The organism is Alteromonas sp. 4NH20-0056 (genome assembly GCF_057539655.1).
Genome location: NZ_BAAJLS010000005.1, coordinates 268,482 through 292,334, shown reverse-complemented (window position 1 = coordinate 292,334; position 23,853 = coordinate 268,482). Strand labels below are relative to the sequence as shown.

Annotated in this window: 16 protein-coding genes; 3 read left to right on the top strand and 13 right to left on the bottom strand. The window is 43.1% G+C overall.

Features of this window, described 5'->3' with window-relative positions; genetic code table 11:
- Positions 1-153: 153 nt before the first annotated feature.
- The 5 genes from AC27EZ_RS11710 to AC27EZ_RS11690 all read right to left on the bottom strand — a co-directional run bounded on the left by AC27EZ_RS11710 (position 154) and on the right by AC27EZ_RS11690 (position 7,234).
- Positions 154-1,260, bottom strand: coding sequence for a tyrosine-type recombinase/integrase (locus AC27EZ_RS11710; RefSeq protein WP_487135485.1), 1,107 nt, complete (start codon positions 1,258-1,260; stop codon positions 154-156).
- 1,567 nt (positions 1,261-2,827) lie between these two features.
- Positions 2,828-4,117 (bottom strand): DUF2254 domain-containing protein, encoded by a 1,290-nt coding sequence (locus tag AC27EZ_RS11705; RefSeq protein WP_487135484.1) that lies wholly within the window; start codon positions 4,115-4,117, stop codon positions 2,828-2,830.
- 29 nt (positions 4,118-4,146) lie between these two features.
- Positions 4,147-4,281: a DUF2256 domain-containing protein gene (locus AC27EZ_RS11700; protein WP_487135483.1), complete on the bottom strand. Its 135-nt coding sequence runs from the start codon at positions 4,279-4,281 to the stop codon at positions 4,147-4,149.
- Positions 4,268-5,806 carry a cryptochrome/photolyase family protein gene (locus AC27EZ_RS11695; RefSeq protein ID WP_487135482.1) on the bottom strand — a complete coding sequence of 513 codons (1,539 nt, stop codon included), beginning with the start codon at positions 5,804-5,806 and terminating at the stop codon, positions 4,268-4,270. Before AC27EZ_RS11695 ends, AC27EZ_RS11700 begins: the two co-directional genes overlap by 14 nt.
- Before the next feature lie 3 nt (positions 5,807-5,809).
- A complete protein-coding gene (locus AC27EZ_RS11690; RefSeq protein WP_487135481.1) occupies positions 5,810-7,234 on the bottom strand; it encodes a cryptochrome/photolyase family protein in 1,425 nt (474 codons plus the stop codon).
- 111 nt (positions 7,235-7,345) lie between these two features.
- On the opposite strand from AC27EZ_RS11690, the gene AC27EZ_RS11685 reads away from it, so the two are divergent.
- Together AC27EZ_RS11685 and AC27EZ_RS11680 are read left to right on the top strand one after the other, a co-directional pair.
- The gene (locus AC27EZ_RS11685) at positions 7,346-8,671 is read left to right on the top strand and encodes a DASH family cryptochrome (protein ID WP_487135480.1); all 1,326 of its coding nucleotides are present in this window, start codon (positions 7,346-7,348) and stop codon (positions 8,669-8,671) included.
- Positions 8,659-10,200 (top strand): cryptochrome/deoxyribodipyrimidine photo-lyase family protein, encoded by a 1,542-nt coding sequence (locus tag AC27EZ_RS11680; RefSeq protein ID WP_487135479.1) that lies wholly within the window; start codon positions 8,659-8,661, stop codon positions 10,198-10,200. Before AC27EZ_RS11685 ends, AC27EZ_RS11680 begins: the two co-directional genes overlap by 13 nt.
- 5 nt (positions 10,201-10,205) lie before the next feature.
- On the opposite strand, the gene AC27EZ_RS11675 is transcribed toward AC27EZ_RS11680, so the two are convergent.
- A complete protein-coding gene (locus tag AC27EZ_RS11675; RefSeq protein WP_487135478.1) occupies positions 10,206-10,481 on the bottom strand; it encodes a hypothetical protein in 276 nt (91 codons plus the stop codon).
- 133 nt (positions 10,482-10,614) lie between these two features.
- Here AC27EZ_RS11675 and fabA point away from each other — a divergent pair, with 133 nt between their 5' ends.
- Complete coding sequence (gene fabA, locus AC27EZ_RS11670) at positions 10,615-11,133, top strand: bifunctional 3-hydroxydecanoyl-ACP dehydratase/trans-2-decenoyl-ACP isomerase (RefSeq protein ID WP_487135477.1); 519 nt, start codon at positions 10,615-10,617, stop codon at positions 11,131-11,133.
- Between the two features lie 79 nt (positions 11,134-11,212).
- Here fabA and rmf read toward each other — a convergent pair whose 3' ends face one another.
- The 7 genes from rmf to AC27EZ_RS11635 form a co-directional block, all read right to left on the bottom strand.
- Positions 11,213-11,389 carry a ribosome modulation factor gene (gene rmf / locus AC27EZ_RS11665; protein ID WP_487135476.1) on the bottom strand — a complete coding sequence of 59 codons (177 nt, stop codon included), beginning with the start codon at positions 11,387-11,389 and terminating at the stop codon, positions 11,213-11,215.
- Positions 11,390-11,718: 329 nt separating this feature from the next.
- Entirely contained in the window at positions 11,719-13,476 is a 1,758-nt protein-coding gene (locus tag AC27EZ_RS11660; protein ID WP_487135475.1) for a DUF3466 family protein, read from the bottom strand.
- Between the two features lie 12 nt (positions 13,477-13,488).
- Entirely contained in the window at positions 13,489-15,429 is a 1,941-nt protein-coding gene (uup, locus tag AC27EZ_RS11655) for an ATP-binding cassette ATPase Uup (RefSeq protein ID WP_487135474.1), read from the bottom strand.
- Positions 15,426-15,659: a glutaredoxin family protein gene (locus tag AC27EZ_RS11650; RefSeq protein WP_487135473.1), complete on the bottom strand. Its 234-nt coding sequence runs from the start codon at positions 15,657-15,659 to the stop codon at positions 15,426-15,428. Before AC27EZ_RS11650 ends, uup begins: the two co-directional genes overlap by 4 nt.
- A complete protein-coding gene (gene rlmKL / locus AC27EZ_RS11645; protein WP_487135472.1) occupies positions 15,656-17,755 on the bottom strand; it encodes a bifunctional 23S rRNA (guanine(2069)-N(7))-methyltransferase RlmK/23S rRNA (guanine(2445)-N(2))-methyltransferase RlmL in 2,100 nt (699 codons plus the stop codon). The genes AC27EZ_RS11650 and rlmKL overlap by 4 nt, the downstream gene beginning before the upstream one ends.
- 67 nt (positions 17,756-17,822) lie before the next feature.
- A complete protein-coding gene (pyrD, locus tag AC27EZ_RS11640) occupies positions 17,823-18,830 on the bottom strand; it encodes a quinone-dependent dihydroorotate dehydrogenase (protein ID WP_487135471.1) in 1,008 nt (335 codons plus the stop codon).
- Between the two features lie 77 nt (positions 18,831-18,907).
- A complete protein-coding gene (locus tag AC27EZ_RS11635; RefSeq protein WP_487135470.1) occupies positions 18,908-23,746 on the bottom strand; it encodes an NAD-glutamate dehydrogenase in 4,839 nt (1,612 codons plus the stop codon).
- Positions 23,747-23,853 lie beyond the last annotated feature (107 nt).

Below are 23,853 nucleotides of genomic sequence, written 5' to 3'. Positions count from 1 at the left end.
TATGCCGTTTTTTTCATGAGAAACATTAAATTCTGATAGTATCGAACTGTATGGCGGGTTATGCGTAACCACTGAATCCACCTGTAATTAAATATAAATCAGACGCTTACGTAAATCGTCATGAACATTGTAAGCTGGCCTTTTTACACGCTGTTATCGTTTGAATTTTTCGGAAAGCTTTGCCATACCACCACGTTTAACGTTCGCTTGTTGCGTATAATGCCCCGGCATTTCAGGAGATAGCCAACCGCCAGCTAACTGTAACTCTGGAAGTGTTGCACCATCCTCAGCCAAAGATACTGCACCACCAACGCGTCCGCTGTGCGGAGTTATATTCTCAGTAATTCCCGCAAGCGATGCCATACGCTGCCACACACGGTAAATACTTGAATAATTTAGAATGGGGGCTCGATTAAACGGAAGATTTTCGTCAAAAGGAAGCAGCGCGTGCCCTTTATTCGATACTCTACGAAACAAAATCCCACGCGTTAAGCGACGTGGGTCTTGTGCATTTCGCTGAATATGTGAATTTGGACAAAGGTTAGCTTCTTGCACGTATTCATCGAGCATTGAGAGGGTGCTGGCTGAAATATACCGGTATTGACCCTTTCCAGATTGGTCGTTCTTAGATGACAAAACAAGTAATGACAGGTTCTTTCGATTAATATGTTCGACACACACCCTTATTACTTCATCAGCACGAAGTAACGCATCAAACATGATGTTAATGATTGCTAAATCGCGAAGCTCTAACAAAGAGTCAGGAATAACGCGGTTATTAATCGTTTCAAGCAATTCAATGGTAAGCGGTACCGCCTGATTGTAAGAGAAGCTATATTTTTTATTTTCGATTAAGGAGAGCCGAATGAAGTCGCGAAGATATGCAGAACGAACGATTGGGTTTGGATACTTTGCAATATAAAGAAGTTTGCTTAACGCCGACAGCCTGCGTTTTATCGTTCTATAGGCGAGGGGACTCTTACACAATTCTGTTACATATGCCTTAATACAGCTTTCGTTTTGCTCAAAATCATCAACAACACCATTCAACCCGTGAGATGAGCAAAACATCATAAACTCGTTTAAATCACTTAAATAAGCACGCTGGGTGTTGTGTGGTAACTTACTAAAAATATCTCGGAAGTATCGTGCAATGTGATCATGATTACGTTCTTCGCGATGCGCTAATACTTCTTCATGAGGAAGTGCACCCTGTGCATGTTCCTCTTTAGATAAGTAGTGGTTAGCACGATTAGACATTGGTGAAGGTCGCTAGTAATAGTCGAAATAGTAGTAGTTAAAATGAACCGGTGTATGTTGTTGCATTCGTGGCTAGCTTATCAAGATCTATATGCCTGGTAGGCAAGCCATCACGCATGATAACTGTAATTATCATGCGTGATGTTCATCATAAATAATTAGTTACCACGACGGGATATAACCATCTCTCGGTCACAAAGCACCGCGCTTCGTTCGAAAAAGTATAAATGCATGCTATCACACCTAATACTGTTTATATATACACTACACTAAGATGTCTTGAATAAGTCACTTTCTAAACAATCTACGAACAGCAGGTGAGTTAGTGACTGGATAGCGATATATGGTATCACCGAAGCCAAAGCCTACCTCGAGGAACGCCATACATCGATTACCTAAAGCCGTAACTGAAGCAATATTTCACGTAGCGCTACATGAATTCTGCGAATAGAGATACCCATAACGGGTTCAGATTTTACGTACACGCACGAGCGCTTTTCTTTCTATTTGTCGACTCAGCAACAACTAATGAATATGAAAAAAGCTGAAGAGGAAAGTAGCACCTAATATATAACATAGGGTAAAAAGGCTTATACTAATTACAAGACAATGCGATATATGTCTAATTAATCGCCTTGTCGTTATTCGCCACTTATCTTACGTAGTTTAAATGTGATTATTAATTATCTTGATAACTCAATTTAAACATATATAACACTTCAAGCTTTCATTAAGAGGTTATCAGAGCAACCCCGCGTTACCATTTGCATTGCTTGTATGCTCTGTACTTCAAATTTAATTAAACTAGTTTCTATTTCATTTAAAAACCAAGTTAATAACATCAAAATATAATTACTCTATATTAAATATAATCTTGGATTTTTAAATTACGTGAGATAAGAAATAAAGGCTAAATATTAAATGTATTACCTTTAAAGATTATTATAAATAAAATGCTCTATTTAACATAATATACATTATGCGCAATCTGGTATATGAGTAATTGGGGCGGTTGATTGTAGTTTTTTCGTTTGGTTTGATGTGCGTGATGGCTTACCAACGTATTTCGCTCTCGGTCCTTCGGACCTGTTCGCGTCATAACGTAATGCACCACAAAACGACGTATTGTTGATTTGGATTAGTGAGGATAATTTGAATATGTGGTATTAAATGGTATCGCTCTCTACGTGAAATCTGGCGAGTTATACCCCTGATACTTTAATTTCATTAACGTACAGGACGATTTCGTATTTCGCTATTGTGTGGTCGATTATAGCTACCTGAATCGGTTTTATATTTTATAAGACGCGGACTTCGATTATTTTTAGAGCCTTAACATTGAAACAATGTATCTTTAATCATTCGCTTCAGGCAGGATTTAATTAAGTACTGGTCTAGTACGAAATTTTATGTACGACTTATAGAGATCAGCCTCAGATGGTTTTTTGAAGAACAAAACTTGATGATTCAACGTCGAATTGACGTACTTAAATTAATGACTAGAACAGTCATCATAGTACTTGTATAACGATGATGTCATGTTTGAATTACGTTTGTGTTGCGCTTGTTATCGTTGTTCAAAAAGCGCTTCATAAAGCTCAGTTATTCGGGCTTTATCATCGTCAAATTTAAGTGATGCTATTGCACGTGTCAGTACTTTTTCCGCAAACTTATTCGCTATTTGCTGCTGTGTTTCGTTCTCAGTATTACGAAGGACCGCGAGACTTTTCAGTAGCTTTATGTTTACCTCAAGCACAGCGGCACCATCTCGCATTACCGACGTAAATGCGTCGTCATACATACTCTCAGTATCTAACGCAGGCACTGAAACCCGGTCATACTTGGGTTTTGCAACACCACTTTTATTGTTGGCGACTCGTGTTTCTTCACGTTTTTCCCATTGACGCAACAATCGCGTAAAGCTCGTAATTACAGCAATGGCGGTGCCTGGGTCGTTAATTGAGGTAGATAACGCTTTAGACGCTATTTCAGCCATAACGATTAAGCCGAAACGTGGATCAGCCTCAAAGGAACGTGCTTCGTGTATCTTAAACGTACAAAGAAGGCTTTCAACTTCATCACCAACATCTTTACTGACAAACGCTATCGGCTCGTTGGGTGTGACAAACTGACCGGGCAGCTTCACCACATTAACAAACGCTTTGTTCCGTTTAGCCCAGTTTTGTAGCAAGGACATATCAACCAATTGAATATAACCTACCTTGTCGGTAGAAATAGGATAAGCCCCCTGCTCTTTTATCATGTGGCTTCCCACCCCCCCAAGGTATGGTGTGTCTATTCTATGGTCAATTGCTCGCTTCGTCGCGGTTTCTACTTTCAATATTGTCGACCCCACTCTGCCCAAACGCGCAACGCTGTCTACCCACCTTACGAAGGTAACGATGACAACACTGAACACAAAGCCGGTCATAACAAATAGTACGAAGACCCCTGCCTCGCTGAAAAAATGATTCTCTGAAACGGTGAGTGCTACCACACTGTAAATGAAGGCGCCAACAAATGTAGACAATGCATTTTGTGACACATCGTCAGAAATAATAAGGCTTAAGCTTCTCGGCGTTGAGGATTGACTCGCTGAAGCATAGGCATTCACCATGGTTCCCGCTGAGAACGTGGCAATGACCAACATACTCGAGGCCATTATAGAAAGAAGTGAATCGACCGAGCCTTGTTCTACACTTGGCAGATGCTGAGATAAAAAAGAAAGGTCTGCTAATTTAGCGACGAATACCGCGCATATCGAAAGTATGCACAATGTGAGTGGCCGAACCCACAGTTTCTCTTTGAATCGAAATAATAGAAAACGTAATTTATCGACTGATATTGGTGCTTCCATATTGCTATATACTCCTAAGTGAAATTACGTTATTTATTACGGTTTCCGGCGCATCGTTTTGAGCAATATTTCACAGATTCCCAGTTTTTTTCCCACTTCTTACGCCATGTAAATGGTCTATTGCACACTGGACAAACTTTTTCGGGTAACTCAGACTTCTTCATTTTTCGTTAGCTTTGTTAAAAATATTGCTGCGTCTTGTTTCATCGCCTCTATATTTTCTTCTTTCATTCGGCTGTAGGTTTTGTACATCATTGCCATTCGAGGGTTATTACTTAGCTTCTCTTTATTTTTGTCGATAAAATGCCAATAGAGGTAATTGAACGGACATGCTTTTGGGCCCGTTTTTTTCGACACCTGATACCCGCAATTTTTGCAGTAGTTCGACATCTTGTTAATGTAACTGCCACTAGACACATAAGGTTTACTCGCTAGATTCCCACCGTCACTATATAAAATCATCCCGGCAACGTTAGGAAGCTCTACCCATTCGTACGCATCAGCGTAAACCAGCAAGTACCACGCCTGCACTTCGTCTGGGCTAAGCTCTGTCAGTAAACTGAAATTCCCTATTACCATAAGCCTTTGAATATGGTGCGCATAGGCATTGTCGTGAGTTTCTTTAATACACTGTCGCATGCAGTTCATATTGGTTCTGCCATGCCAGTAAAAATCTGGTAACTTCCTATCATTATTAAAATAATTATCCGTTTTTAACCCAGGCATGAAGTGCCAGTAGAAGCCTCGAACATATTCGCGCCAACCAAGTATTTGACGTATAAAACCTTCAACAGAATTAAGGGGCGCGGTGCCTGAATGATAGGCTTGCTCTGCGGCGGTTATCGCTTCTTTTGGGGTAAGTAGACCGCAGTTTAGGTAAAAGCCAATATGCGCATGATATAACCACGGCTTCCCTTCTACCATTGCATCCTGATACTGACCAAAATGGCGTAAGCGCTCTTCAATAAAGGTATTCAGTACAGTAAGCGCATTATCTCGTGTCACGGCAAAATCAAAATTATCTAATGTCCCGAAGTGCTCATTAAAGTGACGTTCTACGACTGCGAGTACGGTTTGCGTAATATCATCAGGCGTAAAGCTGGTTTTCTTGGGGATATCTTGATGCGCAGACATTGGCTCACGATTTTGTGCATCGTAATTCCATTTTCCACCAATAGGGTCTTTACCGTCTAATAAAATACGGTGTTTGCGGCGCATTTCACGGTAAAAAAACTCCATCCTAAGCTGTTTTTTTCCTTCGGCCCATTGTGCAAAATCACTCGGCGTAGACAAAAAGCGATCGTCTTCTTCAATAACAACTGGCAGGCCTAATACGTTCTCCCATTGCTGCATACTTTTTAGTAAACGGTACTCGCCGGGAAACGTTACGATGACGTTATCGAACGTGTTATTTTCTAAAGTGTGCTTCACTTGCGCCAGCAAGTCACCTTGGTTGTTATCGTCCTCATATTCTACGTATGTCACATTGTAATGTTTGTCACGAAGTGACTGCGCAAAGTGACGCATCGCACTAAATAAAAACGCAATTTTCTTTTTGTGGTGCTTAACGTACGTGGCTTCTTCTCTCACCTCGGCCATTAATATGGTGTCATCTTGGGTCGACGCATTGCGTATTGCTGGCAATGTATCGGTTAGCTGGTCGCCAAGGACAAGTATTAACGATGCCATAAACTACTCTTTTATCTGCTGGAAAGCGTCCAGAGCTCGTTGGCGTGACGCTTTTAAATCAACGATGGGTTTAGGGTAATCATCACCGAACACAACGCCGGCATCTTTTGCAATAACGGGCGGTGTTTCCCAAGGTTTATGAATGTACTTGTCTGGGAGGTTGTTAAGTTCAGGGCAATATTTACGTACATAATTACCTTTTTTATCAAATTTCTCGCCCTGTAATACTGGGTTGAAAATACGGAAATAAGGAGATGCATCGGCGCCAGAACCAGCAACCCACTGCCAACTAGCCGTATTGCTTGCTAGGTCGGCATCTAATAAACAGTCCCAGAACCACCGTTCTCCTTCATGCCAACTGATCAATAGGTTTTTAACAAGAAAAGAACCAACAATCATGCGCACACGATTGTGCATATAACCAGTTTGCCATAACTCTCGCATACCCGCGTCTACAATAGGGATGCCGGTTTGCCCCTTTTGCCATGCCCCGAGTGCTTTTGCATCGCTGCGCCATGGAAACTTATCAAATTTTGTATTGAAGTTTTTAGACGGCAACGTAGGAAAATGATAAAGCAAATAGTAACTAAACTCTCGCCAACCAAGTTCACTTAAATAGGTATCAATGCCTTTTTGTTCGCTATCACCAAATTTATTTTTAATGGCGTACCACACTTGGTTTGGAGATACTTCTCCAAAATGTAAGTGTGGTGAAAGCCGGGATGTTCCATTTACAGATGGGATGTCTCGGCCGTCTTGATAGTTGAGCACTGCATTTTCGATAAACGCCTCTAAATTGTCCGCCGCGCCTTCTTCTCCTGGCGTCCACATAGTGCGGATTGTCGCGTCCCACTTTATAGTGGGCAGCAACGACAGTGCGTCGATACCACAACCCTTGTCGGGTACATCGCCGTATGTGATGCGAGCTGGCGGTGCTTTAGGGTATCGTGGAGCCTCAACATTAAGGCAACCTTTTCTGTAGTACGGTGTAAACACACGGTATGGTGTACCGTCTTTTTTCAGTACCTTCATGGGCTCCCACAATAAACTGCCGTTACAGCTATGCACCATGTAGTCATCGGCTTTCAAATCTTCTTTAAGGGCTTTATCGCGGTTTATTTGCCAAGGCTCATAACACCGATTCCAAAATATCCCTTGAGCTTCAAAGCTGGCTAATAATTCAGGAATGATAAGTTTGGGGTCGCCTTTGAATACCTGTAAGTGCCCGTTAAGTCTTTCGTTGAGAGACGATAGCGAGTGGTGCAACCACCAGTTGCTTGCACCGCCAAGCGCACGGCCATTGGGCGCAGTTTCGTCCACAATATAGATGGGTATCACTTTACCCATGTCACAGGCAGCATTTAACGCGGGGTTGTCTTTAACTCTTAAGTCTTGTCTAAACCACATTATGCTTACGGGAACTGTCACACTTTTTCCTTAACTTTTAGTCTTTATTAATATTGCAAACGTAATGTAAGCAATACGCTGTTACTAGCGTTATGGATTGTTTTTCAACGTGGTAATTTACAAGAGAAGATAATGACCGAACACGCCCATACCGTAGGTGACACACCAAATATCAAGCGCGGCCTTTTTTGGTTTAGACATGACCAGCGACTACACGATAATGTCGGGTTAAGATTGCTTGCAGATGAGGTTGATGAACTTACAATGGTGTATATCGTTGACGACAATCTTTTTGACGCCACAACATTTGGACTAAACAGATTAAGCGACAAAAGGCTTGCCTTTTTATGTCAATCTCTTGAAGACCTAGATACACAGCTACAACGTCATCACCACTCTTTATTTACGTTTAAAGGTCGTCCTGCCGACATCATTACCGCGCTTCTTCAAGAAGAAAATTACACGCACTTAGGCATTAACCTCTTCGGTGGGTTTGATGAAAGGGCGCAACTTCAGCAAGTAAAAGAAGCTTGCCCAAACATTAGTGTTGTAGAGGGCGAAGCATGTACACTTTTTAACGAAGATGATTTGCCGTTTGAAATATCAGAGATGCCGGGTGTTTTCAGCCCATTTAGAAGGGAAGTGGAAAAGTATTCGCAGGTTGTGCCGTGTGAGCCAGCCTTAGCGCACTACCCTCTTTTGCATAAGCCAACATGTTGCAACCAACTTCGATTTGAAAGCACAAATCGAGTAGAGATGGATAGTGACCACACCGCTAATAAAACCGCTCACATAGGTGGGGAGCAGGTCGCACTATCTCATCTTGAGTACTATCTATTTCACGCCAAGGCTGCCGCGTCCTATAAAGAAACGCGAAATGCACTGGATTGTTGGGAAGACAGCACCAAACTTTCACCTTGGTTGGCTAACGGAAACCTATCGCCGCGGGCCTTAATGCAAGAAGTAAAGCGATTTGAGCGAGACATCGTAGAAAACGAATCTACGTACTGGATCTTTTTCGAGTTGCTTTGGCGAGAGTTTTTTCACTGGCTACAAATTAAACACGGTAGCCAGTGGTTTTGTTTTTCGGGCACCCAGCAAACTACCCCCAATACAACGCATGACCCACAACAGTTCGACGCGTGGTGTAAAGGCGAGACCGGGTATCCTATAGTCGACGCCTGTATGAAGCAGTTGAATGAAACCGGGTATATGTCAAACCGAGGCAGGCAACTTGTGGCGAGTTGTTTCGTACATGAGTTGAGACAAGATTGGCGTTACGGCGCTGCATATTTTGAACATGCTTTACTCGATTATGATGTAGGCAGCAATTGGGGAAACTGGCTGTATCTTGCGGGAGTGGGAAGCGATCCTCGTGGTCATCGTCAATTTAACCTTCAAAAACAAACACACACTTACGATCCTGAGGGGCTATTTCGTCGCAAATGGCTAGGGTAAAGAGAGAGGCCACAATAGTTTGGCTAAAGCGTGACCTTCGTTTACGAGATCACAAGCCCCTTTTTGATGCCTGGCAAAACAAAGAGCTCGTTATCCTGCTTTATTGCTGGGAGCCATCTGTGCTTGCTGACTCTCACACCAGCAAACGTCATTTGCGCTTTATTTCACAAAGCATTAATTGTATCAACGCGCAATTGCCAAGCGACCACCGTGTACTCGAATTAAACATGGAAATGATTGAAGCCTTAAAATTGCTAGGTCGGCATTTTACGTTCACAACAATAAGGAGCTATGAAGAGATTGGCCTATCGGTTACCTATGAGCGTGATATTCGTGTTCAGCAGTGGTGCATTGAGCGCGGGATAAACTGGATTGAAGCTCCGTACGGCGGCGTGGTACGAGGGCTGTCTCATCGTAAACAGTGGCAGAATATGTGGGAGGAACGCTTTTCTTCTCCTACGTACGACCCGCCTATTGAGCAAATAGCGTGGGTTAATTGGGCTAACGATCCCTCTTTTAATGAATACTATTCACCACAAACCATAAATAATAATACGCTGATGCAACACGGCGGTGAGCGACGAGCATGGCACGTGATGCGCCACTTCTTTAATGAACGAGGGGCCGCGTATCATTTATCCATCTCGAAGCCCTTGGCTGCCAGAACCCATTGCACGCGACTTAGTCCCTACTTAGCGTGGGGAAACATTTCTATAAAGCAGGTGTTTCAATACACACAGCAGCAAAAAATACAGAAAAAGCAAAGCGACGAAAAGTACAAAGGCCGCTGGTCGCGCGCACTGTCTGCCCTCACCTCGCGTCTTCACTGGCATTGTCACTTCATTCAAAAATTCGAAAGCGAACATACTATGGAATTCGCGCCGGTCAACCGTGCTTATGCGCACTTTCCGTTCGTTGACGGCCCAGAAAGCGAACGACGATTTGTTGCTTGGCGTGATGGAAAAACCGGATACCCATTGGTGGATGCTTGTATGCGAGCGTTGGCGAAGACGGGATATTTAAATTTCAGAATGCGCGCTATGGTCACAAGTTTCCTTGTCCATCATTTGAATGTTCACTGGTTAAAAGCCGCACATTATTTGGCCACACAATTTTTAGATTTTGAGCCAGGTATTCACTACCCGCAAATTCAAATGCAGGCCAGTGTCACCGGCGTTCACACTGTCAGGTTGTATAACCCTCATACCCAATCAGAGAAGCTGGATCCTGAAGCCAAGTTTATTCAACATTGGGTTCCTGAATTGAAAAATTTACCTCCTAGTGCTTGCCATGCGCCCTGGCAATTGCCGCCGCTAGAAGCGCTAATGCTAAACTTTAACGTCGCTGATGATTATTATGTCCCCATCATATCGATAGAGGAAACTGGTAAAGTGACGGCCCAACGTCTATGGGAATATAGAGAACGAGACGATGTACTTGCCGAGGCAAAACGCATTGTTTTTACCCATACCTTAAACAACAGCCCAAGTCGAAAATGGGTTAAACGCAAAAACGCTCAGAACGACTAATTTCCTTAGCGGTCGTTTTTGCGTAGCCATTCGTTGAGTAGTTTAATTTGGCCACATTTGTAGGCGGCATACATTAAGCGCAGGGCATTAGACATTGCTTCGCTATCGTTCCAACCCGTTTTTTCGCGTATTTCATCATAGCAGGCTTTTGCCTCTGGACTCACGTAACCTCGGACCAGCTTTTTACCCGCCTCCCGTTGACGCTCTCTAAAACGTTTTTGCTTGGCCGCGTTGGCTTTCGCTTTATCTTTTACTGTACTTATCTTAATTTTATCTGTCATAGTGATCACAAGCTTGTTAGAAATTTGAGTTTAACACGCGTTTTTATTTATAAAAACGACTGTTCAGAGTTGTTTAGCTTACAAGTGTTCGCTAAATTAGGCGCCGAGATTTAAAACAACAATGAGTGTGGGAATGTCACAGAGAAAAAATAGTTTTAATAGAGAAGATTTATTAGCGTGTAGTCGTGGCGAAATGTTTGGTCCAGGTAATAGTCAGTTGCCAGCGCCTAATATGCTCATGATGGACCGTGTGTTGTCAATAACCGAAGATGGTGGTGAGCATGGTAAAGGTGAAATCATTGCAGAGCTAGATGTAACACCAGACTTATGGTTTTTCGATTGCCACTTTCCTGGCGATCCTGTCATGCCAGGGTGCCTAGGTTTAGACGCGATGTGGCAGCTTGTTGGCTTTTTCCTTGGTTGGAGTGATGGTCCTGGTAAAGGGCGTGCCCTTGGTGTTGGAGAAGTAAAGTTCACCGGTCAAATATTACCGACGGCTAAAAAAGTTACGTACAAAATAACCATGAAGCGGGTAATAAAACGTAAGTTGTTTATGGGCGTTGCCGATGGCAGTGTTGAGGTGGATGGGCGAGAAATTTATACCGCAAAAGACCTCAAGGTTGGCCTTTTTCAAGACACATCAAATTTTTAGTTATTAATGTCGTAGCATTAAAAAAGCCCCGCTTTAACGGGGCTTTCCTTTGCGTAATCATTAGTTAAAAGAGAAGGTGTTATTTAACACTTAGCCCTGTATGCCTATCTTCTACCGCTTCACGCCAGCCACCTAACCACTGTGAACGTGCATCGAATTGTTGAAATGGACAATTTTCTTTTGAGCGACCGCTAATGCCTGCTTGATAGCCTTTAGAATGGGCGCGTGTCATTTTATCTCTTTTTTGTCTTTTCATTGATTAGCCTCGTTTGTTTATTAGAAGTGCTAAAAACAATCTACTCGGGCGCTCTACATCATTTTTTTGATAGTGCCGGCAGAATTTTTATGCACACTACTTTGATAGTCTATTCGGCTAATAGGTTCAATAAAATTATTCGCTTTAGGTGATTGACTTTGCCTAACTTTATGACTTTTATATGAAAGTTATATTACACTTTTTTGTCATAAAAACGTTACTTGTTAAGCTTTTATACAATAAAAAAACCGCCATTGTGGCGGTTTTTATGCATAGCAGTTCTTAGCGTAGGGCAGTATCAACCAATATTTATACGGCTGATAACACCTTTACTTTCTAACACTTTTACGCCTTCTTACGACTAACGCACCCAACATAAACAATGCCGCAATAATACTATTGCTAGCACCTTGACGTTCGTTAGGTAAGTCGTTCTCATCAGGTTCACAGTCATCTATGCTGCCATTAGAGATAGGGGACAGTTTTACAGCCACAATCGAATCAACAAGGCTAGTTTCACCTTGGCTATCGATAATATCTTCGCCTGTTACATACTTGCTCACCGTCTTCAGGCGTGCATTCGCGATGATTTCATTATTATCATTGATATCAATAGCTTCCACTAATGTGTACGGGCTATCACACGCAATTAAATCGTTGAGATCTACAAGCTCTTCTGTAGCGATATCGAACATAAACGCGCTTGTCAGGCGAACCGCCTCGCTGGATGGGTCAATATCTGCCTTACCTACAATAATATTGTTATTATTGATAGCGTTTGACACTACACCTGAACTTGTAAAGAACCCTTCTTGCACAATTTGCTCTGCAGTGTCTAAGTTATAAGCTAGCAACTTAGGGCGTGCTATTTCACCGTTCGCTCTCACTACCGTACCCGCTACCCAATTATTATCGTTAATCGAGATAGCTTCACTTAATAGGTTTTCATCACGGGGCAACATCTCCGACGTTTCGCCATCGCGGAATACTACGGCAACCCTTTCGCTTTCTGCAATTGTCGAAGCGCCTGGACGAGCAATAAGTATAGGATCTCCTGTTAAGGCCTCTCCTACTGCGATCCCTTGATTATTAATATCGTACGCGTAAGTAAAATAGTGAGCAGTATCATCTTCTTCTGGCGTAAACAATAACGGGAAGGTGTCGGTACTGATAACACCGCCATTAACATCTAATTGCCAAATAGTTGCATTAACTTCTGAGGCAAGCACAAAGCCGGGTAGATTAGCATTATTTCTGAAAAAACCATCAACACGGGGAACCGTAAAGTCACCTAAATAAAGCCCGTACAAGCATCGACTTTCAGGTATATCGCCTCTGGTTTCTTCATTAGCACATTCGTCTACCGCTTCGCCGACAGTGTCTAAAAATGATACTGTACTAAAACCAGCAACTTGTAGATTGTCGTTAATGGCACGCGCTGAAGCAAAACCACCCACTGTTGCATCAACGGGAGGAAGAATACTCGTTACACCATTAACTTGGACAAATGCCTGTTGAGAAGACTCGGGATACGTGTAGTTAATCACATCGCCATTATCATTCTCATAAGGTTCTAATATTACCAGCGCACTTGAATCACCAACAATGAAATCACCGTCTAGACTGTCTCGTCCAGCCGATTCTACTGAGCGCGTATAATCATCGAACTTTTCAGTTACTTGATCCAAGCCCGGTACCAGTTCGGCATCCGTTGTATCAGTAATATACGTTCTAAAATCGGCAAGCTTTTGGCCCTGAACCGCATTTTGGTTAGAGAGTAAAAAATTAACAATTAGGGTGTAGTCATTGTCTGAAAACACACCCTGTTTTACATCATCTTCACTGTCTAGCGATTCAGAAAACTGTGCGAAAAATGTGGTGTCGTTTTCAAGCTGCTCTACGTCAATAGGTGGATTGTATTCAAGCTGAACCATAGACAGCATGTTTCCAGCATCGTCAATCGAGCGTGCAAAATTGTTTCTCGCGTTATCCTGAAGTGGAACAGGGGTTACTGAATACGTTGCGGCAAGTGCCGAAACACTTCCTGTTGCCAGTAATACGGCGGCGGCAAGCTGAGTTCGTTTCATTTAAAATCCTATTTACTGCTGATTATCTTCCAGCATGCTTTCTAATTCGTCCCAGCGCGCATATTTCTGAGACAGTATATTTTCTTTATCCGTTAATGATGCGAGTGCTTTTGCAGTTACGTCACTTTCTTGCTTAAAAAATTCCGGATCATTAACCTGAGTTTGCAATTCTGCGAGGCTTTCCTCAAGCTGTTCGATTTCAAGCGGCAGCGATTCAAGTTCCCTCTGGTCTTTGTATGATAACTTTTTCGTCTTTCTGGGTGAAGGCTTAGCACTAGGACTCTGTGATAAAGAATTAGTTTCATTCTTTACTTTAGCTTTTTCTTCCTTGATAACGTCTTGTACACGTAAATCTCTTTCTTTGTACCATGCTTCCATATCGCTATAACCACCGATGAACTCTCGAAGCGCACCGTTACCCTCAAATACTACGCAGCTGTTTGCAACGTTGTCCACAAACTCCCTATCATGGCTTACCAGTAAAACAGTACCGGTATATTCATTTAGCAATGTTTCTAACATTTCTAGCGTTTCAACATCTAAGTCATTGGTCGGTTCATCGAGCACTAATAAATTGCTTGGCTTTAACATCAACTTAGCAAGCATTAAGCGGTTTTTTTCACCGCCAGACAAGGATTTCACCGGCGCATTAACGCGTTCAGGCTCGAACAAGTAATCCTGTAAATAACTTATCACATGACGAGGGTGACCATTAACCATTAAATCACGCTTGCCATCGCCCACAGCATCAATGACGGTTTGTTCTAAATCCAAACCATGTCTATGTTGGTCAAAGTACGCTACTTCCAAATTGGTGCCACGCTTACAATTTCCCGCGTCTGCCTCTAACTCACCTAACAACAATTTGATCAATGTACTCTTGCCGCTTCCATTTGGCCCAATAAGCGCAAGCTTGTCACCCCGTAAGACATTGAGATTTAAATCTTTAACTATGAGGTTGTTTTCAATTGAAAATGTTAAGTCGGATACTTCAAACACCATTTTACCCGAACGTGCTGCTTGATGCTGATTGACAAGTGCACTACCCTGCACCGCTCGTCTAGCTTTACGCTCATCTCTTAGCTTTTTAAGTGCCCTAACCCGACCTTCATTGCGCGTGCGTCGTGCCTTTATACCTTGGCGAATCCATACTTCTTCCTGTGCAAGTTTCTTATCAAACTCTGCATTTTGTGAAGCCTCGATTTCTAAATCCTGTTGCTTCTTCTCTAGATACGTTTCGTAATTACCCGGATAACTCGTAATACTTCCACGGTCAAGGTCGACAATACGGGTCGCCATGGAGCGTATAAATGCCCGGTCATGACTTACGAAAACGATGGCACCTTTGTAATTTGACAAGCTTGTTTCTAACCATTTAATCATTTCTATGTCTAAATGGTTCGTTGGTTCGTCTAGTAACAATAAATCGGGCGAGCGTACCAAAGCGCGTGCAAGTGCCGCTTTTCGTCGCCACCCACCAGATAGCGTCGATAAAGAGGTTTCGGCATCCAGCTTGAGCATAGTCAGCGTTTGTTCAATTTGTTGTTCAAATTGCCACGCATCACGTGCTTCTAACGTTTCCTGTAATCGCTGTAATTTATTGAGGTTGGCTTCACTTGGGTCTTCGCCTACAAGCCGTGTTTGGTGAAAATAGTTTTTTAACGTTTCACCAATGTCTGCCAAACCTTCAGCAACATAATCGAATAATGAAATATCCGTGGTCTGCGGTGGGTCTTGCTCAAGACGAGCAACAACCGTGTTGTTCTCTATTATCCTTTGCCCGTCGTCAGCAATAATATCACCGGCGATAACCTTCATAAGCGTAGATTTTCCACTGCCGTTGCGGCCGACTAAGCACACCCGCTCTTTCGGTTGAACAACAAGTTCAATCCCATCCAATAGCGGTGGATTACCATAAATCACAGTGATGTTTTTTAACTGCAAAATGCTCACTGTAAGAACTCCTCAAGGTCGGCGGTAGAAAACGGCCAGCCTATTTCACTACCATTATCATCTCGTTTTAGCACCGGAATACGAGCGCCATAAAGGTGGTACAACTCGCTATTTTCTCTTACATTCACTTTTTCTATCGAAAGCGTTCGATAGTGTGATGTATTAGCAAGCTCGGTATCTGCATGGTCACAAAGGCTGCATTGTGGGCCGGTATAGAAGAAAATCTTCATAACGACAGTACCCAGCACTGATGAATATTGCCTTTGCGCGCAAAGTCTTCAGGTATAGTCTGCTTAGTAATATTGTTGGTGGTTAAACCTAACGCACTAACACCCGCTTCATCTAACTTGAAACCTCGTTTGTTGTTAGAAAATACAATCGTTCCACCGCTATTGAGGCACGCTCTGGCATGCGTCAACATCATAAGGTGATCGCGTTGAACATCCCAAGTCGCTGACATGCGCTTTGAGTTAGAAAAGGATGGTGGATCAATAAAAATAAGGTCGTATTTCCCTTTGTGATCAGCCAACCATGTTGTGCAGTCGGCTTGCACAAAGGCGTGTGCACCTTTAAGTTGGTTTAAACTCATGTTCTTTTTTGCCCAGTCAAGATACGTATTAGACATATCGACTGTCGTCACCGACTTGGCGCCGCCTTTTGCTGCGAACACCGAGACGCTGCCCGTGTAAGCAAATAAGTTCAATACATCTTTATCTTTAGACAGCTGCATCACTTTTTGACGGGTGTTTCTATGGTCCAAAAATAGTCCCGTATCAAGGTAATCAGTAAGATTAACCAAGAAGCGGGCACCATTTTCGTACACTTCCATCATTTCACCAGATTGGTTTACTTTTTCGTACTGCTTTGTGCCTTTTTGTTGCGCGCGTACTTTCAGTATTATATTTTTTGGCGAAACGCCGGTGACCACAGGTAGATACAACAACACTTCTTGAAGGCGTTTTCTTGCTTTGTCTTCTGAAACCGTTTTGGGCGGCGCATACTCTTGCACGACCAACCAATCGTCATATCTATCGACGGCAACGTTGTAGTCAGGTAAGTCGGCATCGTAAATTCGGTAGCAGTTAGTATCTACCTTATTAATCCAACTCTTCATCTTTTTAAGATTTTTCTTAACGCGGTTTGCAAATTCATGATTAGACGCGTCTTCACTAAACTGTACGGTGTTTTCTTCGTTTAGTGTGTAATTAACAAGCCTACACTCTAATTTACCATTGTTCATGGCGTAGTCTTTAGAGGCCCTAAGTTTTAGTACACGAAGTAAATCTCTGTTACTGCTAAGTAGCGAAACATGCCAGCCCTTCCATGCCTCTTTAAAGCGTTTGCCCCATTCACTAAATAACGGAATTAACTCAGTGAGCTCGCCTAATCGCTCACCGTAAGGCGGGTTAGACACGACATAACCCTGCTGCGCAAGTGGAGGTGAGGATTTTGTTGCATCTTGTTGACTAAATTTAATATCAGCAAAGACGCCTGCAAAGTCAGCGTTTTCTTTGGCAATCGAGATCAACCTTCGGCTATTGTCAGCAGCAAATATTGGTGCTGACGCGCTAGCATGTTGTTCAGCAATAGCACTTTCCACCAAGCCGTCCCACAGTGTAGCGTCGTGACCTTGCCACTCAGTAAAGCCCCACCGACTACGCTTTATACCCGGCGCAATGTTACGCGCCATGTAAGCCGCTTCTATGGCAATAGTTCCAGAGCCGCACATTAAATCAACCAGCGGCTTGTCCATATTTTCAGCCCAGCCACTGCGCATCAGCATAGCGCAAGCAATGTGTTCTTTTAACGGAGCTTCACCTGTCTCTTGACGGTAGGCACGTTGATGAAGACTGGCGCCTGCTAAATCAATACCAATAATGACATTGTCGCGATGCAATCGTGCATATACAGAAACATCTGGTTGACGGCGCTCAACAGAAGGACGGGACAATCCACTTTCAACAAATTGATCTACGATTGCGTCTTTAATTCGAACTGCACCAAACTGCGTATTTTTTATTGCAAAGTTGGTTCCGATGAACTGGACTGACAATGTCTGTCGAGATTGTAGGTTCATTTGCCAATCCACGCCCATTGCAGTGTTATACAGTGCCTCTGCGTCATTGGCTTTGCCGCTGGTAACCACCCAAATAACACGGTTAGCAAGGCGAGACCATAAACACAATGTGTACGCGTCTTTCTTCGTTCCCTCGAATTGCAACATACCCGGAGATTGCTTAATCTCTGCATCTGGACAAAGGGCTTCTATTTCTTGTTTAAGGAGCTCATCAAGCCCCCTGCTGGTTGTTACCAGTATCGTATTCATTTCATTACCTGAGTTGGCGTGCATGATAGTAAGCGCGCTACACTATTGTTGCTAAGCCCGTCTTAATTTAAAGCGACTTAACGATATTTTTTATGAGTGTTGGACCGTGATAAATAAACGCAGAATATACTTGGACCAACGATGCGCCCGCATCTAATCTAGCCTGTGCGGCTTCGGGAGAGTCTATCCCTCCAACACCTATGATGGGGAGTTTACCCTGTAAGGCGTTAGCCAATTTTTTGGTTACCTGTAAGCTCATATCGGTCATAACCGCACCACTTAGGCCGCCTGCTTCATTGGCATGTTCTAACCCTTCAACGGCGTCTCGTGATAGCGTCGTGTTGGTAGCAATAACACCATCCATCTTTGTGTTGATTAACGATTGGGATATCGATGTTATTTCGTCGTCACTTAAGTCAGGCGCAATTTTTATAAACAACGGAACATATTTGTTGTGCGTTTTTGCGAGCGTATCTTGCGCCGCTTTAAGTCCGCTTAGCAGCGCATCAAGTGCTGCGCCGTATTGTAGGTTTCTTAGCCCTGGCGTGTTGGGCGAGGAAATGTTGATAGTGACATAAGTCGCGTAGGGGTAGACTTTGTTTAAGCAAATTAAATAGTCATCTAATGCCTTTGCATCATCTGTATCTTTGTTTTTCCCAATGTTTATACCAATAGGGCCAGAAAATTTCGCTTGCTTTACTTGTTCAATAAGGTGGTCTACTCCCTTATTGTTAAAGCCCATTCTGTTAATGATAGCGTCTTTCTCTGGAATACGAAACAGCCTAGGTTTCGGGTTACCAGGTTGAGGACGCGGTGTGACGGTGCCAATTTCGACAAAGCCAAACCCCATGCTTGCAAATGCATCAATACAATCGCCGTTTTTATCAAGTCCCGCGGCTAAGCCAACTGGATTGTCAAACGTGATACCCGCAACCGTGACCGGCTTGCTGATAGTTGGCGTGCTATACATCCATTTTAACGGTGTGTGTTGTGTTTTATTGAGCCAATTGATGGTGAAATCATGACTTTTCTCAGGCTCACACTGAAGTAGTAGCTTTTGCACTAATGATTGCATAGGTGATAAACATCGCTTATTGGTATAAAAAAGCCCTGTATCACAGGGCTTTTTTAAGTCTGAACAATATGCGTATTCTAATGGTTAGACTTCACGCTTAAAAGCATCAATTCACGTAAAGCGACAGAAAACTTCGCAAATTCGTGTGTTGAGCTTGTTTTGAACTCTGACATCATGTGATACCAACGTTTTAGCAACACCTGATTACTATCAATCCATTCATCAAGTATTTGGTCTGCACTGGAGGCCTCACCACGAGATTGTAATAAATTAGCCGCAATTGAACGTTGCTGCCAATCTAGTTCTTCTCGGTATGATGCTCTTGCCAACGCTTGCCAATGGTTACTGACCGCTTGATTGTTTATCTGATCCAAGAACCAATGAAGCTCAAGACGCGATCCTAATTGATAATACAGTCGCGCCACAACGTCAGTGTCATGCTTATCGGCTGCAATGATTTGTGCAAGGTCAAAGCTTGGGAACATATTTGAGAAGCTTGCCACTTGGTACGCAATATCTTCAGGCACACCGCCCGAGATATATTTGTCAGTTAACGCTTCAAGCTGAGCATATTCGTCTTCAACAAGATAATGCTGTAAGTTTTTCGATAAAATATCGAACGTACTACGGTAACTTTCGATGGCGTCTTCAATGGAGATATTCTTTTCGCCATGTCTGATATACCAACGCGCTGCACGTCGCATAATACGGCGAGCTTCATCAAGCATAGAAAGCTGAAGGCGGGCTGAAATACTATTATCTAGTTGTTCAATCCGCTCCCATAACACGTTCATATTGAAAATGCCGTGCACGATAGAGTACGCGTTTGCAATCTCGTCTACGCTAGCCCCCGTCTCTTCTTGCATTCTAAACACGAAGTTAAGGCCCATATCGTTGACCATGTTATTGGTCAATTTAGTGGCAATAATTTCACTTCGTAGTGGATGCTGCTCCATGTGGTCACGGAATTTCTTACGAAGTACCTCAGGGAATGCCTGCACAAGCTGTTTGCCGTGATACGGGTTATCCGTGATTGCAGGAATATTAAGTGCATCTTTTAGCACCATCTTTCCGTAGGCGATAAGCACACTTAACTCAGGCCGCGTAAGACCACGATCACTTGCTACCCTATCTGAAATTTCATCATCACTAGGGATGAATTCTAATTCGCGATTAAGCTGCCCTTCACGTTCGAGACCATGGATAAAGCGCAGTTGCTCTTTTAGCTGCTTTACACCAGCCAATTCAGTTATTGAAATTGATTGAGTTTGACGATAGCAATCTTTTAATACAATACGCGATACATCATCTGTCATATCGTAAAGTAGTTTGTTGCGTTGTTTAATGGTGAGCTCACCATCATTCACCAAACTATTAAGCAATATTTTGATATTTACTTCATTATCGGAGCAGTCAACGCCACCTACGTTATCAATAAAGTCGGTATTAACGCGACCACCGTTTGCAGCGTACTCTATACGACCTAGTTGCGTTAGGCCCAGATTACCACCCTCGCCTACGATCTTCGCTTGAACGTCTCTACCATTTACACGTAAGTCATCGTTTGCACGGTCACCCACATCTGAATGTGATTCTTTCTTACTTTTTATGTACGTACCGATGCCGCCATTCCACAACAAATCAACGGGCATTTTCAAAATATTATGAATGAGTTCGTTAGGCGTCATGGTCATCTGACGGGTGCCTAACCATTTCTTCATTTCCGGCGTAAGTTTTATCGACTTTGCAGAACGGTTAAATATACCACCGCCTTTAGATATGAGCTTTGCGTCGTAATCTTCCCACGATAACCGTGGGTTCTCGAACAGACGTTTACGTTCTTTATAGCTTTCAGCAGCATCTGGATTTGGATCGAAAAATATATGAAGATGGTTGAATGCGGCAATTAATCGCGTGTGTTCAGAAAGTAACATGCCGTTTCCGAATACATCGCCCGCCATATCACCAACACCTGCCGCCGTAAAGTCCGTCGTTTGGCAATCGATACCAATTTCTCTGAAGTGACGCTTAACAGATTCCCAGCCGCCGCGAGCGGTAATGCCCATTTTCTTATGGTCGTAGCCGATACTACCGCCTGAAGCAAAAGCGTCGCCTAACCAGAAACCAAATTTATCAGCAATACCATTAGCGATGTCAGAGAAAGTGGCCGTGCCTTTGTCGGCCGCTACCACTAAGTATGGGTCGTCTTCATCCAACCGGACCACATCTTTCGGCGGAACAATTTCACCGTTTACAATATTGTCGGTAATATCTAGAAGGCTGGTGATAAAGATTTTGTAGCACGCTTGGCCTTCTTCTTGGATTGCCTCACGTCCTTGCTCAACAGGAAGCTTTTTACATACAAAGCCACCCTTTGCGCCAACTGGCACGATGACGGTATTTTTAACTTGTTGTGCTTTTACAAGGCCAAGCACTTCTGTTCTGAAGTCTTCTTGACGATCTGACCAGCGAAGCCCGCCTCGTGCAACTTTACCACCACGTAAATGCACCCCTTCTACCCTAGGGCTGTATACAAACACTTCGAACTTAGGAAGTGGTAACGGCATATCAGGGATCATTTCCGGTAGCATCTTAAACGACACGTACGATTTCTCTTCGCCTTCGTCATCTAATTGATAGAAGTTAGTGCGCAGCGTGGCGGCCATCATATCTAAATAACGACGAATGATACGGTCATCATCCAAATTACTTACATTGTCGAGTTGTGTCTTGATATCATCAAGTAGTGACTCTTCTTTCTTAACGTTGCGCTTTTTGCGCGGGTTGAACCGAATGTCGAAAAAATCAACCAACATGCGTGCAATGTTGGGATAGTTGGCTAATGTATTCGCAATATAATCTCGGCTGAATGAACTGCCCGTCTGGCGCATATATTTGGCGTATGCACGAAGAATCGTTACCCGTCTACCGGTTAGGTTTGCACCTAAGATAAGGCGGTTAAACGCATCATCTTCAAGCGTGTTGTACCATACCTTGGCGAAGGCATCTTGGAATAAGGTTTGCGCCTTTTCCATATCAAAGTGCTGTCCACTTTTATGAAGCATGGTGAAATCCATGATCCAATTGCGCTCACCCTCTGAACACGTGATTTTAAAAGGGCTTTCATCGATTACGCGTAACCCAAAATTCTCCAGCATGGGCAACACATCTGACAGATGAATAGGTTCAGCACGATGAAATAATTTCAGCTTAACAATTTGGCTATCTGCTTGCTCTTCTTGAGGGCGATAAAACAGCATGTCCAATGTATTGGTATCATCGAGAAGCTCTAATTTACCGATATCCACAAGCGCTGCAGAAGGTAGGTTGTGCTCCATGTAGCTTCGAGAAAATGCGTTATCGTATTTGCGTTCTAATGCTTTGCCAGACGCTTCACCATGAGCAGCACTTATTGACGCCGCTAATCGGTCGTTCCAAGTCTTGGTCAACTCGATAATATTTCTTTCTATTTCCTTCACATCATATTCCGCATTGTTATCGTTGACCCGAGCAATGTAATGCGTTCTTGCATATACTGACTCAGAGAAAAAGGTGGTGAATTCAACTTCTTCGTTGGCGTTAAGCGATGCCTTTAGAAGTGCTTGGGTTTCCTTTCTTAACTGCGTGTTATAACGTTCTCTTGGAACGAATACCATGCACGAAAAGAAACGTCCAAATACATCTTTACGAATAAATAATCGGGAAATCCCGCGCTCTTGCATCTGGAATATACCCATTACAATTTGCGCTAATTCTTTTGCTGGTATTTGCAGCAACTCATCGCGAGGATAGGTTTCTAAAATGTTAACAAACGCTTTAAAAGCATGGGTGCCCGGCTCGAAGCCTGAAAGCGTACAAATTTGTTCAATCTTTTCTCTTAAGATTGGTAACTGCGTAATACTCTGATTATAGAATGCCGCAGAATAAAGCCCCAAGAATCGATGCTCGCCAACCACTTGCCCTGCTTTGTTAAACACCTTAACACCGACATAATCCATATAAGCAGGACGGTGAACCCGCGCTCGTGAATTCGTTTTCGTTAAAATCAGTGGCGTCGCACTTAACGACTCTTGGCGTGCTGATGAAGGAAGTTTCGATAACAGTCGCTCTCGACTGTTCACCGAGTTCTTCATTAAGCCCAGGCTAGTATCATTGTCTGGTATCCAGCGGTGATCACCCTCAATCGCTTTTACTTCGTAATAACGATACCCCATCATTGTGAAGTTGTGATCGGCTAACCATTCAAGAAAATTATTAGTTTGGCTGTTTTCTTCTGCCGACACGGGCCAGTTAAACGTACCGCTATTTTTTATTACGTCTTTAAGGGTATTCGTCATCCCCTGCCAATCTTCTACCGCTAACGATACCTCATCAACAACAGAGTGAAGTTCTTTTGTCAGTGTATCGATATCTTTTTTAGTGGTTTGGTGGTCTACCTCAACAAAAATGACGGTTTCTTTCTTTGCACCGTCTACTTTTTTGTCCATATCAGAGAATTCGACAATGTGTTTTTTCTCATTACGCTTGATGCCAATCGGGCTATGCAAGAAAAGGTGTGCAGTGATGTTAAGTCGATTTAGACACATGCGTACTGAATCGACGAGAAAAGGCATGTCTCTTACAATAATCTCAACAATAGTATGGCTAGAGTGCCATCCATGTTTGGCGATTTCTGGATTGAATACGCGTATGTAGGGAGCGGCATTATCAAATGTCGCCAGCCCGTTCCAAAGGCTGAGAGTAGCGCCATAAAGGTCGCTATCATTACGGTTTTCAAGGTCGTCGCTGGATATATTTTTATACAACAGGCGGCCGAATTGCTGCACAAGTGACTTCTGCTGCGCATCCACTTTTTTGTCTATGAGTGTAAATACGTTATCGAGCAGGACGGAGTGTCGCTGTGAGGTGACTGTCATTTGTTAACCTTATAAATGTCGTAAGTGCTGAGTTGCATTGCTATTTTCGCTAAAACTGGACAGCAATTAAACCCTTTTTTTAACCTTATATTAACAGCATAGATAAG

Excerpts from the sequence above, each read along its gene's own strand:
- rmf (WP_487135476.1), bottom strand. The coding sequence starts at position 11,389 with ATGAAAAGACAAAAAAGAGATAAAATGACACGCGCCCATTCTAAAGGC.
- rlmKL (WP_487135472.1), bottom strand. The coding sequence starts at position 17,755 with ATGAATACGATACTGGTAACAACCAGCAGGGGGCTTGATGAGCTCCTT.
- AC27EZ_RS11650 (WP_487135473.1), bottom strand. The coding sequence starts at position 15,659 with ATGAAGATTTTCTTCTATACCGGCCCACAATGCAGCCTTTGTGACCAT.
- AC27EZ_RS11705 (WP_487135484.1), bottom strand. The coding sequence starts at position 4,117 with ATGGAAGCACCAATATCAGTCGATAAATTACGTTTTCTATTATTTCGA.
- AC27EZ_RS11675 (WP_487135478.1), bottom strand. The coding sequence starts at position 10,481 with ATGACAGATAAAATTAAGATAAGTACAGTAAAAGATAAAGCGAAAGCC.
- AC27EZ_RS11710 (WP_487135485.1), bottom strand. The coding sequence starts at position 1,260 with ATGTCTAATCGTGCTAACCACTACTTATCTAAAGAGGAACATGCACAG.
- fabA (WP_487135477.1), top strand. The coding sequence starts at position 10,615 with ATGTCACAGAGAAAAAATAGTTTTAATAGAGAAGATTTATTAGCGTGT.
- pyrD (WP_487135471.1), bottom strand. The coding sequence starts at position 18,830 with ATGCAATCATTAGTGCAAAAGCTACTACTTCAGTGTGAGCCTGAGAAA.
- AC27EZ_RS11695 (WP_487135482.1), bottom strand. The coding sequence starts at position 5,806 with ATGGCATCGTTAATACTTGTCCTTGGCGACCAGCTAACCGATACATTG.
- AC27EZ_RS11700 (WP_487135483.1), bottom strand. The coding sequence starts at position 4,281 with ATGAAGAAGTCTGAGTTACCCGAAAAAGTTTGTCCAGTGTGCAATAGA.
- AC27EZ_RS11660 (WP_487135475.1), bottom strand. The coding sequence starts at position 13,476 with ATGAAACGAACTCAGCTTGCCGCCGCCGTATTACTGGCAACAGGAAGT.
- AC27EZ_RS11680 (WP_487135479.1), top strand. The coding sequence starts at position 8,659 with ATGGCTAGGGTAAAGAGAGAGGCCACAATAGTTTGGCTAAAGCGTGAC.
- AC27EZ_RS11685 (WP_487135480.1), top strand. The coding sequence starts at position 7,346 with ATGACCGAACACGCCCATACCGTAGGTGACACACCAAATATCAAGCGC.
- AC27EZ_RS11635 (WP_487135470.1), bottom strand. The coding sequence starts at position 23,746 with ATGACAGTCACCTCACAGCGACACTCCGTCCTGCTCGATAACGTATTT.